A 17,981-nucleotide genomic window follows, 5' to 3' on the forward strand; every position below is an offset into this window, starting at 1 on the left:
GCCGTCCGCGGGCGCGCCCTGCCGAGCCCGGCCGCCGCGGCCCCGGCCGGTGCCCCGATGTCCTGTCGCCAGGATAAATAGGGCACCGGCCGAGTGCTGTTCCACCCTGAATTCGCTTGACCCCGCGGGTCGCTGCGGGAAAAGTAAGTGTCGCTCCGCCATCAGCCCGAAGTGCCCGCCCGCCGCCCGACCGAGGCGCATTGCGCGGCAGGCACGAGACGGATGACAGACCGGCTCGCCCTTTCGAGATTCACGAAACCCACGGACGTCGAGTTCGCGCGCCACCGGCGCCCACCTTTGCGCTTGCAATTGGCCCGTCTGTGCAGGAAGACCCACCGAGGAGTTAACGCGAAATGATCCCTCTGTCCTTTGCGCAGCGCCGGCTGTGGTTCATCGACCGGCTCGAGGGCCCGTCGGCCACGTACAACATCCCGTTCGTGCTGCAGCTGGACGGAGCGCTGGACGTCGCCGCCCTGCGCCTGGCGCTGCGCGACGTCGTGACCCGGCACGAGAGCCTGCGCACGCTGTTCGTCGAGGACGCCGAGGGCAGGCCCGTGCAGCGGATCGAGCCCGCCGACGGCCTCCCGCTTGACCTGCCGGTCGTCGACGTGGCCCCCGAGGGCGTGGACGCCGCGACGGCCGAGGCCGCCGCCTACCGATTCGACCTCTCCCACGAGATACCGGTGCGGGCGCGGCTGCTGCGCACGGCGCCGGACGCGCACCTGCTGGTCCTCGTGGTGCACCACGCCGCCGCCGACGGCGAGTCGATCGTGCCGCTGAGCCGGGACCTGGCCACCGCCTACACCGCCCGGACGCGGTCCCAGGCGCCCGACTGGCCCGAACTGCCCGTCCAGTACAAGGACTACACGCTGTGGCAGCGGGAGTACCTCGGCGACGGCGACACCCCCGGCAGCGTGCTGCACACCCAGCTCGACTACTGGCGCCGCGAGCTGGACGGCGCGCCGCAGCAGCTGCGCCTGCCCACGGACCGCCCGCGCCCCTCGAAGGCCTCCCACCAGGGCGACGTGGTCGTCTTCACGGTCGACGCCGACCTCGCGGCCGCCGTCGACGAGGTGGGCAGCCGGCGCGGCCTGACGCGCGCGATGATGATGCAGTCGACCCTCGCCATGCTGCTGCACCACCTCGGCGCGGGCGAGGACGTCTCCATCGGCCAGACCGTCGCGGGACGCACCGACAGCGCGCTCACCGACCTCGTCGGCTTCTTCGTCAACACCTGGGTGCTGCGCGCGGACCTCTCGGGCAACCCCACCCTCGAGCAGGTCCTCGACCGCGTCCAGGACAAGGCCCTCGGCGCGTACGAGAACCAGGACGTGCCCTTCGAGCGGCTCGTCGAAGCGCTGAACCCGGAGCGCTCCACCGCGTACCACCCCTTCTTCCAGGTGATGTTCAGCTGGCAGAGCACCGCCCTGGTCGAGCTGGAGCTGCCGGGCCTGGCCGTCCAGCTCAAGGCCATCGCGAACGAGACGTCCAAGTTCGACCTGGAGTTCAACTTCTCCTCCGACGAGCAGGGCCGCGTGCACTGCCACCTGGAGTACGCCACCGACCTCTTCGACCGGGCCACCGTCGAGGAGATGGGCGACCGCTTCCTGCGCATCCTGCGCCGTATCGCGGCCGAGCCCACCGCCCGGCTCGGCGCGGTGGACGTCCTGTCCGCCGCCGAGCGGGACCTCCTGGCCGGGCGCAACGAGACCGCGGAGCCGACCCCCGAGGGCACCGTCGCCCAGCTCTTCGAGCGCCGCGCCGCGCTGACCCCGGACGCCATCGCGGTCACCTCCGACGCGCAGGACTTCACCTACCGGGAGCTGGACGAGCGCGCCAACCGCCTGGCGCACGAGCTGATCCGGCGGGGCGCGGGCCCCGAGACGCTGATCGGCCTCGCGGTGCCGCGTACCGCTGACCTGGTCACCGCCCTGCTCGGCATCCTCAAGTCCGGTGCGGCCTATGTGCCCATCGACCCGCGCTACCCCAGTGCCCGCCTCGGTCACATCCTCTCCGAGGCCCGCCCGCAGCTGATCCTGACCGACTCCGACACGGAGTCGGTGCTGCCCGCGGGCGACACCCCGCGGCTCCGGCTCGACGACCTCGACCTGGAGAGCGGCGCGGCCGACACCCCCGCGGCCGCGCTGCACCCGCACAACACCGCGTTCGTGATGTACACCTCCGGCTCCACGGGCAAGCCCAAGGGCGTCGCGGTCACGCACGTCGGCGTGGTGAACGGCGTGACGCGCCTCGCCGAGGTGGTGGGCCTGGAGTCCGGCTCGCGGACGCTCGCGGGGACGTCGGTGAACTTCGACGTCTCGGTGTTCGAGATCGTCACCACGCTGGCGGTGGGCGGCACGGTCGAGGTGGTCCGTGACGCGCTGGTGGTCGCCGAGCGCGGCGGCTGGTCCGGCAGCGTGATCAGCTCGGTCCCTTCGGTGTTCGCCGAACTCCTTGACCAGGTGGGCGGCAAGATCCAGGCCGACACGGTGGTCTTCGGCGGCGAGGCCCTGTCGGCCTCGCTGGTGGAGCGGGCGCGTGAGGCGATCCCGGGCGTGCGGGTGATCAACCCGTACGGGCAGACCGAGTCGTTCTACGCGACCGCCTTCCACGCCGAGGAGGGCTGGACCGGCACGGCCGGCGCGCCCATCGGCGTCCCGCTCGGCAACATGCGCACCTACGTCCTCGGCACGGGCCTGAAGCCGGTGGCGCCGGGCGTGGTGGGCGAGCTGTACGTGGCGGGCGAGGTGGCGCGAGGCTACTTCGGCCAGGCGGGCCTTACCGCCGAGCGCTTCGTCGCCGACCCCTACGGTCCGGCGGGGCACCGCATGTACCGCACCGGTGACCTGGCCCGCTGGAACGACCACGGGCAGCTGGAGTACGTGGGCCGTGACGACGCGCAGGTCAAGGTGCGCGGCTTCCGGATCGAGCCCGGTGAGGTGGAGGCGGCGCTGACCGCCCACCCGGGTGTGGCCAAGGCCGCGGTGGTCACGCGTCAGCACCAGGGCAGCACGCAGCTGGTCGGCTATGTGGTGGCCACGCAGCTGTGGGAGTCCGAACCCGGCGTGGTGGCGAACGTGGGCGACCTGGACGTCGACCTGACGGCCGCGGTCTCCTCGCGCGAGCTGCGCAAGTTCGTCTCCGAGCGGCTGCCGGAGTTCATGGTGCCCTCGGTGTTCGTGATGCTCGACCGGCTTCCGCTGGACCCCAACGGCAAGCTGGACCGCAAGGCGCTGCCCGAGCCGGAGTTCACCGGCAGCGACTACCGCGCGCCGCGCAACGAGGTGGAGGAGATCCTCGCCGGGGTGTACTCCGACGTGCTCGGTCTGGAGCGGGTCGGCATCGACGACGACTTCTTCGCCGTCGGCGGTGACAGCATCCGCTCCATCCAGGTGGTGGCGCGGGCGCGGGTGCGCGGTGTGGAGGTCACGCCGCGGCAGATCTTCGAGGCGCGCACGGTCGCGGAGCTGGCCGAGATCGCCGCCGCCGGGGCGCAGGCAGGCCCGGTCCTGGAGGAGCTGGAGGGCGGCGGAACCGGCTTCATGCCGCATCTGCCGGTGGGCCACTGGCTCGACGAACTGGGCACCGGAGTCGACCGGTTCACCATGTCGATGACCGTCGACCTTCCCGTCGGCATGGACGAGGCCGCCCTCGTCGCGACGCTCTCCGCGGTGCTCGACCGGCACGACGCGCTACGCTCACGCCTGGTCACCGGGGACACCCCGGGCCTGGAGGCGTCCGCCCCCGGCACCGTCGACGCCGCCGCGCTCATCCACCGGATCGCCTGCGACGGCACCTGGGCGGACGGCTGGCGCGAGCAGGCCGCCGCCGAACTCGACGCCGCCGCCGACCGCCTGGCCGCCGAGGCCGGGGTCATGGCGCGCTTCGTGTGGTTCGACGCGGGCACCGAGCGCGCCGGCCGGCTCATCCTCGTCCTGCACCACCTCGTCGTCGACGGCGTCTCCTGGAGCATCCTGCTGCCCGACCTGGCGGCCGCCTGGAAGGACGTCCGCGAGGGCCGCACCCCGGACCTCGCGCCGGTGGGCACCTCCGCGCGCCGCTGGGCCCACGCCCTGGCCGACGAGGCCGTGTCCGCCGAGCGCGGCGCGGAGCTGGCCCTGTGGCGCTCCATCGTCGCGGGCCCCGACCCCGTCCTCGGCAGCCGTCCGCTGGACCCGGCCGTCGACACCATCGCGACCATCGCCTACGTACGCAAGGAACTGTCGGCGGCGGCCACGGAAGCGCTCCTCACGAGCCTGCCCGCGGCCTACCGCGGCGGCGTCAACGACGGACTGCTCGCCGCGCTCGCCCTCGCGGTGGCCAAGTGGCGGGGGCAGCGCGGTGTCGCCGACACCGCCGCGTCCTCGCTGCTCCTGCGCATGGAGGGCCACGGCCGCGAGGAGGCCGCGGCACCCGGCGCCGACCTGTCGCGCACGGTGGGCTGGTTCACCAGCATGTACCCCGTCCGCCTGGACGTGGCGGGCGTCGACGTGGACGAGGCCCTCGCCGGCGGCGCCGCCGCGGGCACCGCCGTCAAGGCGGTCAAGGAGCAGCTGCTCGCCGTGCCGGACAAGGGCATCGGCTACGGCCTCCTGCGCTACCTCAACCCGGAGACCGCCGACGTCCTCAAGCGGTACTCCACGGGCCAGGTCTCCTTCAACTACCTCGGCCACTACGCGGGTTCGGCGAACATGCCGGAGAACCTGCGGGGCCTTGGCTTCACCCAGGTCGAGGGCACCACCGAGCTGGTGGCGGAGCTGGACTCGGCCATGCCCGCCCTCGCCGCGCTCAACGTCACCGCGTACGTCGCCGACGGCGAGCAGGGCCCGCGCCTGGCCGCCCGCCTCGACTACCCCTCCGGCCTCTTCACGCAGGCCGAGGTCGAGGAGCTGGCCGAGCTGTGGAGCACCGCGCTCGAAGGCCTCGCGCAGCACGCCGCACAGCCGTCCGCGGGCGGCCTGACCCCCTCCGACGTGCCGCTGGTCACGGTGAGCCAGGGCGACCTCGACGCGTGGGAGCAGACCTACGCGGGCCTGACCGACGTGCTGCCGCTGACCGCGATGCAGAGCGGCCTGCTGTTCCACACCGAACTGGCCGGCGCGGCCTTCGACGCCTACCAGATGCAGTTCGACTTCCACCTGGCCGGTGCCGTCGAGCCGCAGCGGATGCGGGCGGCCGGGCAGGCGCTGCTTGACCGCTACCCCAACCTGCGGGCCGCGTTCACCACCGACCGTGCCGGTGACCGCGTCCAGATCATCCAGGCCCACGTGGAACTCCCGTGGCACGAAGAGGACTTGAGCGGCTTCGAGGGCGCGGAGCGCGAGGAGCGGCTCAAGCGGTTCCTGGCCGCCGAGCACGGCACCCGCTTCGAGGCGGCCACGGCCCCGCTGGTGCGGATGTCCCTCGTCAAGCTGTCCGCCGAGGCGTGGGAGCTGGTCTTCACCGCGCACCACGCCCTGTTCGACGGCTGGTCGATCCCGCTGATCATGCAGGACCTGATGCGCCTGTACGGCACCGCCGGGGACGCCTCCGCCCTCGGCAAGCCGCGTAACTACCGTGACTTCCTGGCCTGGCTCTCGCGCCAGGACAAGGACGCCACCGTGCGCGCCTGGGCCGAGGAACTCCAGGGCGTGGAGGAGCCCACGCTGCTGCTGCCGGCCGGCACGCAGGAGCAGGGCGAGTCCTCGGGGGCGGGGCAGATCGACGTGCCGCTCACGGCGGAGCAGTCCCGTGCGCTCTCGCGCCGCGCCGGCGAGCTGGGCGTGACCCTGAACACCGTGGTCCAGGGCGCCTGGGCCATGCTCCTCGCGGGCCTGACCGGACGTCAGGACGTGGTGTTCGGCGCCACGGTCTCGGGCCGGCCGCCCCAGGTGGCGGGCGTGGACGAGATGGTGGGCCTGTTCATCAACACCCTGCCGGTACGCGTGGACTGCGCCCCGGGCACCTCCCTGGGCGGCGTCCTGAGCACCCTCCAGGACCGCCAGGGCGCGCTCCTCGACCACCACCACCACGGTCTGCTCGACCTGCACCAGAGCACGGGCCTGCGGGCGCTGTTCGACACGATGGTGGTCTTCGAGTCGTACCCGATCGACAGCGCCGCGCTCAGCGAGGCGTACTCGGCCGCCGGGATCTCGGTGACCGGGATCAGCCCGCTCAGCGGCACCCACTACCCGCTGACGGTCATCGCGGTGGCGGAGCCGCACCTGAAGGTGAGCCTCCAGCACCAGCACCACCTGCTGGACCAGGAGCGCGCGCAGGAGATCGCCGTGCGCCTTGGCCGGGTCCTGGAGCAGCTGGCCGAGGACCCCGAGGCCCCCTTCGGCTCGATCGACCTGCTGGAGCCCGCCGAGCGCGCGCAGATCGCCGCGGTCAACGACACGGCCGCCGAGACGCCCGAGCTGACCATCCCCGGTCTCTTCGCGCGGCAGGTCGCCCTGGTGCCGCACAAGACCGCGGTGACCTTCGACGACGTGTCCTTCACCTACGCCGAGCTGGACGCCCGCGCGACCCGGCTCGCCCACGAGCTGAAGCGCCGCGGCGTGGGAGCGGAGACCGTGGTGGGCCTGGCGCTGCCGCGCTCGGCCGACCTGGTCACCGGCATGCTCGGCATCCTCAAGGCGGGCGGCGCGTATCTGCCGATCGACCCGAAGTACCCGAGCGCGCGTCTGGGCCACATCCTGTCCACCGCGCGCCCGCAGCTGGTCCTGACCGACGCCGACACCGCGGGCGTCCTGCCCGAGACGGACGTGCCGTCGCTGTTCCTGGGCGACCTGGACCTCGAAGGCCCCGCCGAAAGCGGCGAGTTGGCGTCGGCGCGGCCGCACAACGCGGCGTACGTGATGTACACCTCCGGCTCCACCGGCACCCCCAAGGGTGTGGTGATCAGCCACGCGAACGTGGTCAACGTCGTGCTGCGCCTGGCGGAGCGGGTCGGTGTCTCCGCGGAGACGCGGATGTTCGCCAACGCCTCGGTCAACTTCGACGTCTCGGTGTTCGAGGTCGTCACGACCCTGGCCGAGGGCGGCACCATCGAGGTCGTCCGGGACGCCCTGGTCCTGGCCGAGCGCCAGGAGGTGACGGCCAGCGTGATCCACACCGTGCCGTCGGTCTTCGCCGAACTGGGCGAGCGGCTGCCCGAGATGAGCGCCCTCGAGACGGTCATCTTCGCCGGTGAGGCCCTGCCCGCCACCCTCGCGCACCGCATCCGCGAGCTGCTGCCCGACGTGCGGGTCGTCAACGCCTACGGCCAGACCGAGTCCTTCTACGCCACCACCTTCGCCCTGGAGGCGGGAACCGAGTGGCAGGCCACCGACAACACCCCCGTCGGCACCCCGCTGGGCAACATGCGCACCTACATCCTCGGCCCGGGCCTGGCCCCGGTGCCGCCGGGCGTGGTGGGCGAGCTGTACGTCGCGGGGAACATCGCCCGCGGCTACTACGGCCAGGCGGAGCTGACCGCCGAGCGCTTCGTGGCCGACCCCTACGGCCCGGCGGGACACCGCATGTACCGCACCGGTGACCTGGGCCGCTGGAACGCCGAGGGGCAGATCGAGTACGTCGGCCGCGAGGACGACCAGATCAAGATCCGCGGCGTGCGCGTGGAGCCCGCCGAGATCGAGGCCGCCCTGGCCACCCACCCGGCCGTCGGCCAGGCGGTCGTGGTCCCGCACGAGAGCGCCGGCGACAAGCAGCTCATCGCCTACGTGGTCCCGGACCTGGACGGCACGGAGTACATCGAGGAGTCCGCCAAGCAGGTCGACGAGTGGGAGCAGATCTACGACGAGGTCTACTCCGCCACCGGCACCGAGTGGGGCGAGGACTTCACCGGCTGGAACTCCAGCTACACCGGCGAGGAGATCCCGCTGGAGGAGATGCGCGACTGGCGTGACGCCGCGGTCGCGCAGATCCTGCGCACCGGACCGCGCCGCATCCTGGAACTGGGCGTCGGCTCCGGCCTCCTGATGGGCCACCTCCTCAACGACGAGCGCATCGAGGAGTACTGGGCCACCGACCTGTCCTCCCAGGTCATCGGCCGCCTCACCCAGGAGGTCGAGCAGGCCGGGTTCGCCGACAAGGTCACCCTGCGCCACCAGACCGCCGACGACACCACCGGTCTGCCCCGCGGCCACTTCGACACCGTGGTCCTGAACTCGGTGATCCAGTACTTCCCGCACGCCGCGTACCTGGACGACGTCCTCGCCAAGGCCCTCGACCTGCTCGCGCCGGGCGGCCGGATCGTAGTCGGTGACGTCCGCAACGCGGGCACGCTGCACCTGATGCGCACCGGCGTGCAGCGCACCCAGTACCCGAACGAGAGCCCGGCGGCGGCCCACGCGGCCATCGCCCGCTCGATCCTCACCGAGCCCGAACTGGTCCTGGACCCCGAATGGTTCCACCAGTTCGGCGAGAAGCACGGCGCGGCCGCGGTGGACATCCGCCTCAAGCCGGGCCGGGCCCACAACGAGCTGACCCGCCACCGCTACGAGATCTTCGTGCACAAGGACCCGGTGGACGCGCTCGACGTCGGCGACGCGCCCGCCGTGGACTGGGAGCGTCAGGCCGGTGACCTCTCCGCCCTCGAAGAGCTGGTCCGCGCCCAGGAAGGACCGGCGCTGCGCGTCACCGGCATCCTGAACGCCCGGATGATCGAGGAGGCCGAGTGGGCCGCCGAGGTCAAGATCGTCGACGCGGCTCCCGCGGCCGCGTCCGCCGTCGACCCGGAGGCCCTGCGCGCCTGGGCCGCCTCGCACGGCTGGAGCGTCCTCATGACGTGGTCGGCGGCGGCGGGCGAGAGCTTCGACGCCATCGTCCTGACCGACGCGGGCGCCGTCGAGCGGCCGGTGCGGGGCGCCTTCGTCCCGTCGGGGCGCGCCGACCTGATGCTGTCCAGCGACCCGGCGGCGGCCACGCAGATCGGCGCCCTGGTCGGCTCCCTGCGCGGCTACCTCCAGGAGCGGCTCCCCGCCCACCTGGTGCCCGCGTCCGTGGTCGCCATCGCCTCCGTGCCGCTCGCCGCCAACGGCAAGCTCGACCGCAGGGCCCTTCCCGCCCCCGACCTGTCGGCGCAGTCCGGCGGCCGGGCCCCGCGCACCCTCCAGGAAGAGCTGCTGTGCGACCTGTTCGCCGAGGTCCTGGACCTGGAGCGGGTCAGCGTCGACGACAACTTCTTCGACCTGGGCGGTCACTCGCTGCTCGCCACCAAGCTCATCAGCCGCATCCGCGCCACCCTCGGCGCCGAGGTCGAGCTGCGCACCTTCTTCTCCCACCCGACGGTGGCGGGGATCGTGCCGCACCTGGACGGCAGCGTCCGCACCCAGGCGCCCCTGGTCCGCGTCGCCGAGCGGCCCGAGCACCTGCCGCTCTCCTTCGCCCAGCAGCGCCTGTGGTTCGTCGACCAGTTCGAGGGCCCCTCGGCGACGTACAACATGCCGATCGTGCTCCGGCTGAGCGGTGAACTCGACATCGCGGCCCTGGAGACGGCCCTCAACGACCTCGTGGCCCGCCACGAGACGCTGCGCACCGTCTTCCCCGCCGTCAACGGCAGGCCCGAGCAGCACATCCACCCCGTCGACCAGGCGCGGATCACCCTGGCCGTGCGCGACGTCGACAGCGAGGACGAGCTGGCCGGGGCCCTCACCGAAGCGGCCCGGTACGCCTTCGCCCTGGAGAGCGAACTGCCCCTGCGCGCCCAGCTGTTCCGCAGCGGCCCGCAGGAGTCCGTCCTCTCCCTCGTGGTCCACCACATCGCGGCCGACGGCTGGTCCTACGCGCCGCTGGCCCTGGACCTGGCCGCCGCCTACACGGCACGCGTGGGCGGCGCCGCCCCGCAGTGGGCCGAACTGCCCGTGCAGTACGCCGACTACACGCTGTGGCAGCACGAGCTGCTCGGCGACGAGAGCGACCCCGACAGCCTCTTCAACAAGCAGTACGCCTACTGGGCCGAGCAGCTGGCCGGGCTGCCGGAGAAGGTCACCATCCCCACCGACCGGCCTCGCCCCGCCGTGCTCAAGGGCACCGGTGACCTGCTGCGCTTCACCCTCGACGCCGAGCTGCACCAGGGCATCGCGGAGCTGGCCAAGGCCACCGGCACCACGCCGTTCATGGTGCTCCAGACCACCATGGCCGCCCTGCTGACCCGCCTGGGCGCGGGCACGGACATCTCGGTGGGCAGTGGCATCGCCGGGCGGACCGACGAGAACCTCAAGGACCTCGTCGGCCTGTTCGTGAACCTGCTGGTGCTGCGGACGGACACCTCGGGCGACCCGACCTTCGCCGAGCTGCTCGCCCAGGTGCGCAAGACCAGCCTGGCCGCGTACTCCCACCAGGACATCCCCTTCGAGTCCCTGGTGGAGAAGCTCAACCCGGAGCGCTCGCCGTCCGTCCACCCGCTCTTCCAGATCGCCCTGGCGCTCCAGAACAACGAGGCGGCCCAGTTCGAGCTGCCCGGCCTGCGCGTGCGGGCCGACGGCTCCGGCACCGGAACCGCCCGCTACGACCTGCTCCTGAGCCTCGACGAGACCTTCGAGGACCGCACCAGGCCCGCGGGCATCACCATCGCGGCCGAGTACTCCGACGAGCTGTTCGACGCCTCCACCATCGAGACGCTGATCACCCGCTGGAAGCGGCTCCTGACCACCGCGGTCACCAACCCCTCGCACCGCATCAGCTACGCCGACCTGCTCACCCCCGAGGAGCGCGGCCGGCTGCTCGCGGCCGAGCGGGAGCAGCCGGAGCAGGTGGCCGTGCCCGCGACCTTCCCGGAGCTGTTCGCGGCCCGGGTGCAGGCCGCCCCACAGGCCCCGGCGGTGGAGTCGGCCGACGTCACGTGGTCGTACGCGGAACTCGACGCGCGGGCCAACCGCGTCGCCCACTGGCTCACCGCGCGCGGGATCGGCCTGGAGCAGCAGGTGGCCGTGGCCATGCCGCGCTCGGCGGAGCAGGTGGCGGTGGCCCTGGGCATCCTGAAGGCGGGCGCCGCGTACATGCCCGTCGACCTGGACTACCCGGCCGACCGCATCACGTACATGGTCGACGACGCCGCCCCCGCCGCCCTCCTGGTGACGCGGGCCGCGCTCGAAGACCTGCCGGAGGGCCTGGCGACCGACGTCGTGGCCGTCGACACGGACGAGGTCCAGGCGGCCTGGCGGTCCGGCCCGGACAGCGCCCCCGAGACCGGTCTGACGCTGCGTCACCCGGCGTACGTCATCTACACCTCGGGCTCCACGGGCCGCCCCAAGGGCGTCACCGTCACCCACGAGGGCATCGCGGCGCTCAGCCACTCCACCCAGGAGCGGCTCGGCCTCACCCCGGACGCGCGTGTCCTCCAGGTCGCGGCGCCCAGCTTCGACGCCGCGTTCTGGGAGCTGGTGCAGTCCCTGACCACCGGCGCGGCCCTGATCGTCCCGGCCGAGCGGCGCCTGGTCGGCGACGACCTGGTGCGCACCCTCGCGGAGCGCCGCGTCACCCATGTGATGCTGCCCCCCAGCGTGCTCGCCGCGCTGCCCGCCGACACCCCGCGCACCCTCACGGAGCTGCGTACGGTGACCGTCGGCGGCGAGGCCTGCCCGCCCGGCCTGGCCGCCGCCTGGGCGCAGGGGCGCCGCTTCGTCAACGCCTACGGCCCCACCGAGACCACCGTCTGCGGCTCCATCAGCACCCCGCTGACCGGCGACCACACCCCCATCGGCACCGCCGTGGCCGACAACCGGGTGCGCGTCCTGGACGAGCAGCTGGCCCCGGTCCCGCCGGGCACGCCCGGTGAGCTGTACGTGGCGGGCCCCAGCCTGGCCCGCGGCTACCTGGGCCGCCCCGCGCTGACCGCCGAGCGGTTCGTCACCGACCCCTACGGCCCGGCCGGCTCGCGGATGTACCGCACCGGTGACGTGGTGCGCCAGGGCGCCGACGGACAGCTGGAGTACCTGGGCCGCAGCGACGACCAGGTCAAGCTCCGCGGCCTGCGCATCGAGCCTGGCGAGATCGAGGCCGCGCTCGCCGAGCACCACAACGTGGCCCAGGCCGTCGTCCTCGTCCGCGAGGTGCGCGGCAGCAAGCAGCTGGTCGGCTACGTCGTCCCGGCCGGTGTCCGCGAGATGAAGGCGGAGCACTTCGACATCACGGCGGGCGTCTCCGCCAAGGAGCTGCGGCGCTTCGCCGCGGGCCGCCTGCCCGAGTTCATGGTGCCCTCGTCGTTCGTCCTCCTGGACGAGCTGCCGCTGACGCCGAACGGGAAGCTCGACAAGGCCGCGCTGCCCGAGCCCGAGGTGCCCGGCGGCGCCTACCAGGCGCCGCGCACCCCGGAGGAGCAGGCCCTCGCCGCCGCCTACGCGGAGGTCCTCGGCCTGGAGCGGGTCGGCATCGACGACGACTTCTTCGCCGTCGGCGGTGACTCCATCCGCTCCATCCAGGTCGTCTCCAAGGCCCGCGTCCACGGCATCGAGATCACGCCGCGGCAGGTCTTCGAGTGCCGTACGGTGGCCGCCCTGGCCGTGGCGGCCGCGAGTGGCGGCCCCGTCACAGCGGTCCGCGAGGAGATGGCGGGCGGCGGCGTCGGCTGGATGCCGCTGCTCCCGATCGCCCGCTACATCACCGAACTGGGCGGCGGCTACGACCGGTTCGTGATGTCGATGGCGGTGAACCTGCCGCGCGGCATCGACGAGAGCGGTCTGCTCGCCACCCTGTCCGCGGTCGTCGACCACCACGACATGCTCCGCGCCCGCCTGCTCACCGCCGACGAGCCGGGCCTGGAGGTGGCCGAGCCCGGCACCGTCGACGTCGCGTCCCTGGTGCGCCGCGTCCCCTGCGCGGGCGACTGGCAGGACGCCGCCTGGCGCGAGGCGGCGAAGGCCGCGCTCGACGCCGCCGTACGGGAGCTGGACCCCGCCTCCGGCGACGTGGCCCGGTTCGTGTGGTTCGACGCGGGCCCGAAGACCGCGGGCCGCCTGATCGTCGTGCTCCACCACCTGGTGGTCGACGGCGTGTCCTGGCGGATCCTCGTCCCGGACCTCGCCGAGGCCTGGGAGCAGGTCCGCGAGGGCCGCACGCCCCAGCTCGCCCCGGTGCCCACCTCGATGCGCCACTGGGCCCACGCCCTCACGGAGGAGGCCGCCTCCCCCGGCCGCACGGCCGAACTCGCCCTGTGGCAGGACGTCGTGGAAGGCCCTGACCCGCTGATCGGCTCCCGGCCGCTCGACCCGGCGGTGGACGTGCGCGCCACCATGGAGTCCGTGGAGGTGCGCCTCGCCTCCGAAGCCACCGAGGCGCTCCTGACGGCGCTGCCCGCCGCCTTCCACGGCGGGCCCAACGACGGCCTGCTGACCGCTCTCACCCTGGCCCTGACGCAGTGGCGCAAGAGCCGTGGCGTCGATGACACCGCCGCGTCCTCGTTGCTCCTGCGCCTGGAGGGACACGGCCGCGAGGAGGCGGCCGCGCCGGGCGTGGACCTGTCGCGCACGGTCGGCTGGTTCACCACGATGTTCCCGGTGCGCCTGAGCGTCGAGGGCTTCGACATCGACGAGGCCGTCGCGGGCGGACGCTCCGCCGGCCACGCGATCAAGGCCGTCAAGGAGCAGCTCAACGCGATCCCGGACAAGGGCATCGGCTACGGCCTGCTCCGCTACCTCAACTCCGAGACCGCCGAGGTCCTGCGCGCGGGCCACGCCGGGCAGGTCACCTTCAACTACCTGGGCCGGTTCGCGGACGGCGACCAGCCGGGCGCGGGCGGGGGCTGGGCGATCGCCACCGACATGGAGGGCATCGCCGCCGAGCTGGACGCGGACATGCCCGCCCTGGCGACGGTGGAGGTCAACTCCTACGTCGTGGACACCGCGCAGGGCCCGCAGTTCAGCGCCTCCCTCAGCTTCCCCGGCGGGCTGCTCGCCCGCGAGGAGGCGCAGGAACTCGCCGACCTGTGGCACACCGCCCTCGAAGGCCTGGCCCGGCACGCGGCCACGCCGGGCACGGGCGGCCTGACGCCCTCGGACGTACCCCTGGTGCGGGTGCGCCAGCGCGACCTGGAGGCGTGGGAGGAGCAGTACCCGGGCCTCCAGGACGTGTGGCCGATGACGGACGCGCAGTCCGGCCTGCTGTTCCAGAGCCAGCTGGCCGACACCTCCTTCGACGCCTACCACGTGCAGTTCGCCATGCACCTGGCCGGCCCGGTGGAGCCGGAGCGGATGCGCCAGGCCGGGCAGACGCTCCTCGACCGGTACGCGAACTTCCGTACCGCCTACGTGTCCAGCGCCTCCGGGCAGCAGGTCCAGCTCGTCCTCGACCACGTCGACCTGCCCTGGCAGGTCGTGGACCTGCGGAACCTCGGTGAGCAGGCGCAGGAGGAGGCCTTCGAGGAGCTGCTCGCGACGGACCAGGCCGCGCACTTCGACCCGGCGGCGCCGCCGATGCTGCGCATGACCCTGGTGCGGCGCGGCGAGGACCGCTCGGAGCTGGTGTTCACCGTCAACCACGTCCTGTTCGACGGCTGGTCCTTCCCGCTGATGCTCCAGGACCTCATCCGCGCCTACGCGGCGGACGGGGACACCTCGGACCTGCCGCGGGTGCGGCCCTACCGCGACTTCCTCGCCTGGCTCGGCAAGCAGGACCAGGAGGAGGCCTACGCGGCCTGGGCGCGGGAGCTTGACGGCGTCGAGGAGCCCACGCTGCTCGCCCCCGCGGCCGCCACCACGGCCGTCCCCGAGGGGCAGGACGCCACGGAGCACGTCGAGCTGCCGCTGCCCGCGGGCATGGCGCAGGAACTCCAGCGCAGGGCAGGTGAGTTGGGCATCACGCTCAACATGCTCCTGCAAGGCGCGTGGGGCGTCGTGCTCGGCCACCTGACCGGACGTCAGGACGTGGTCTTCGGTACGACGGTCTCCGGCCGTCCGCCCCAGGTTCCGGGCATCGACGAGATGGTGGGCCTGTTCATCAACGCCCTGCCGGTGCGCGTGCAGTTCACCCCGCGGGACAGCCTCGCGGACCTGCTGACCGGGCTGCGCGAGCGCCAGGCGGTCCTGATGGACCACCAGAACCTCGGCCTGACCGAGATCCACGACGCGGCCGGCGTGGGCACCCTGTTCGACAGCATGATCATCTTCGAGTCGTTCCCGATCGACCGGGAGGGCATGAGCGAGGCGCACGGCGAAGCCGGTGTCGAGATCGCGGGCATGCGCATCCACAGCAGCACCCACTACCCGATCACCCTGGGTGCCGACCCGGAGCTGACCATGGCGGTCCTGGAGTACCGCAAGGACCTCTTCGAGCGCCGCGAGATCGAGCGCATCGCCACTCTGGTCGGCCGGGTCCTGGAACAGCTCGCCGCGGACCCGTACACCCCGCTGGCCCGGCTCGACCTCGTGGACGAGGCCGAACGGGACGTGGTGCTGCGCCGGTTCAACGACACGGCGGCCGAGGTGCCCGCGAAGACGGCGATCCGTCTGGTGGAGGAGCAGGTGGCCCGCACCCCCGGGGCCGTCGCGGTCGTCCACGAGGGCGAGCAGGTCACCTACGAGGAGCTGAACACGCGGGCCAACCGGCTCGCCCGGCACCTCATCGCGCGGGGCATCGGCCCCGACAGCCAGGTGGCCGTGGTCCTGCCGCGCACGCCGGACCTGGTGGTGGCGATCCTGGCGACCCTCAAGTCCGGTGCCGCCTACGTCCCGATCGACCCGGGCTACCCGGGCACCCGGCTCCAGCACATCCTGGACACGGCCGGGCCGCGCCTCGTCCTCACCGACACCACCGTGGCGGGCGTCCTGCCCGGGCAGGTGGAGGCCGAGCGGCTGCTGCTGGACGAGACGGACGTGTCGGCGTACTCCGGTACGGATGTCTCCGACGGCGAGCGCACCGGGGCGCTGCTGACCGACCACCTGCTGTACCAGATCTACACCTCGGGCTCCACGGGCCTGCCCAAGGGCGTGGGCCTGACCCACGCCAACCTGGTCAACGCCCTGCACGGCATGGTGGGCGAGGTCGGTCTCGAAACGGGCCCGAAGATGCTGGCGAGCACCTCGATCGGCTTCGACGTGGCCAGCTTCGAGCTGTTCTTCACCCTCACCCGCGGCGGCAGCGTCGAGCTGGTGCGTGACGTCCTGGCCCTGGCCGAGCGCGACAGCTGGGACCTGGACGTCATCAGCTCGGTGCCCTCGGCCTTCGCCGAACTCGTCGACCAGCTCGGCGAGCGGGTCACGCCCAAGGCTCTGCTGTTCGGCGGCGAGGCCCTCACCCCGGCCCTGGTCGACCGCATCCGGGCCCAGTGGCCCACTGTCAGGATCGTCAACTGCTACGGGCCCAGTGAGGCCTTCTACGTCACCTCCCACGTCCTGGAGCCGGAGGCGTCGTACGCCGCGGGGGTGCCCATCGGACGCCCGCTGAACAACCTGCGCGGCTACGTCCTGACCCCGTCCCTGACCCCGGTCGCGCAGGGCGCCGTCGGCGAGCTGTACCTGGCCGGCGCGGGCATCGGCCGCGGCTACCACCAGCGCACCGCCCAGACCGCCGAGCGCTACCTGGCCGACCCCTTCGGCCCGGCGGGGCAGCGCATGTACCGCACCGGCGACCTCGCCCGCTGGAGTGCCGACGGGCACCTGGAGTACCTCGGCCGCGCCGACGCCCAGGTCAAGATCCGCGGCTTCCGCATCGAGCCCGGCGAGGTCGAGGCGGCGGTGGCGGCCCACCCGCGGGTCACCCAGGCGGCGGTCGTCGCCCGCGCCACGGCCGGCGGCAAGCAACTCATCGCCTACGCGGTGCCCGAGGACGGCACCGAACTCGACACCGCGCAGCTGCGCGCCTTCGTCGCCGAACGGCTGCCGGACTACATGGTCCCCGCCGCCTTCGTCACCCTGGAGCGCCTGCCGCTGTCGCCCAACGGCAAGCTCGACCACCGTGCCCTCCCGGCACCCGACCTGAGCGGCACGGCGGCCTACCGCGCGCCGCGCACGCCTCAGGAAGAGGTACTCGCGAGCCTGTTCGCGCAGGTCCTCGGGGTGGAGAAGGTCGGTATCGACGACAGCTTCTTCGACCTGGGAGGCCACTCGCTGCGTGCCACGCGGCTGGTCAGCCGGATCCGTTCGGTCCTCATGGTCGAGGTGCCGATGCGGGTGGTGTTCCAGGCGCCCACGGTGGCGCAGCTCGCCGCGCACCTCACGGCGGGCGGCGAGGGAGCCGATGGCGAGAGCACCGACCCGTACGGGGTGGTCCTGCCGCTGAAGAGCGGCGGCAGCGGCACTCCCGTGTGGTTCATCCACCCCGGTTTCGGCCTCTCCTGGTCGTACCTGGGCATGGCGATGCAGCTCGGTGACAGGCCGGTGTACGGCATCCAGGCCCGCGGTTTCGACGGCTCGCCGATCCCGGAGAGCTTCGAGGCGATGGTCCTGGACTACGTGGAGCAGATCCTCGGGGTCCAGCCGGAGGGCCCGTACCACTTCGTCGGTCACTCCATGGGCGGCACCTTGTCCCACGCCGTCGCCGCCGAACTCCAGCGCCGCGGCCACGAGGTGCCTTTCGTGGCGCTCCTGGACGCCGCGCCGACGAGCGCCTTCGTCGCCGAGGACGTGGTGCTCGACCGGTCGGTGGGCCGCGACTTCCTCGCGGGCTACCTCCCGGGCGAGGAGGAGGACGCCGAGCGCCGGATCCTCGTCGAGAACGGCGCCCAGATCATGTCCGAGCACGTGCGCCTCGCGAAGGAGTTCACGCAGCCCGTCTACCGCGGTACCGCGCTGTTCTTCAACGCGACCCAGAGCCCTGAGGCCCAGGCCTCCTTCTGGGACGCGTACGTCGACGGGGATGTCCGCGTCAGCGACATCCACGCCACCCACTTCGGTCTGACCGCACCCAAGGTCGCGGCCGAGATCTGCGCCGTCATCAGCCGCCACCTCGCGGACTGACGGAGCAGTACGTGGCGGGGGGGGGGGGGGGGGGGGGGGGGGGGGGGGGGGGGGAACCTCTCCCCCCCCCCCCCCAGAGGGGGGGGGGGGAGCAGCCTCCCCAAAAAG

At 72.8% G+C, this 17,981-nt stretch carries 1 pseudogene; it reads left to right on the forward strand.

The features are described from left to right. Positions 1-353: 353 nt before the first annotated feature. A pseudogene (locus AC07GB_RS38775) lies at positions 354-17,873 on the forward strand (amino acid adenylation domain-containing protein); the annotation flags it as partial. Positions 17,874-17,981 lie beyond the last annotated feature (108 nt).

The sequence above is a fragment of the Streptomyces sp. NPDC045778 genome, assembly GCF_056431945.1.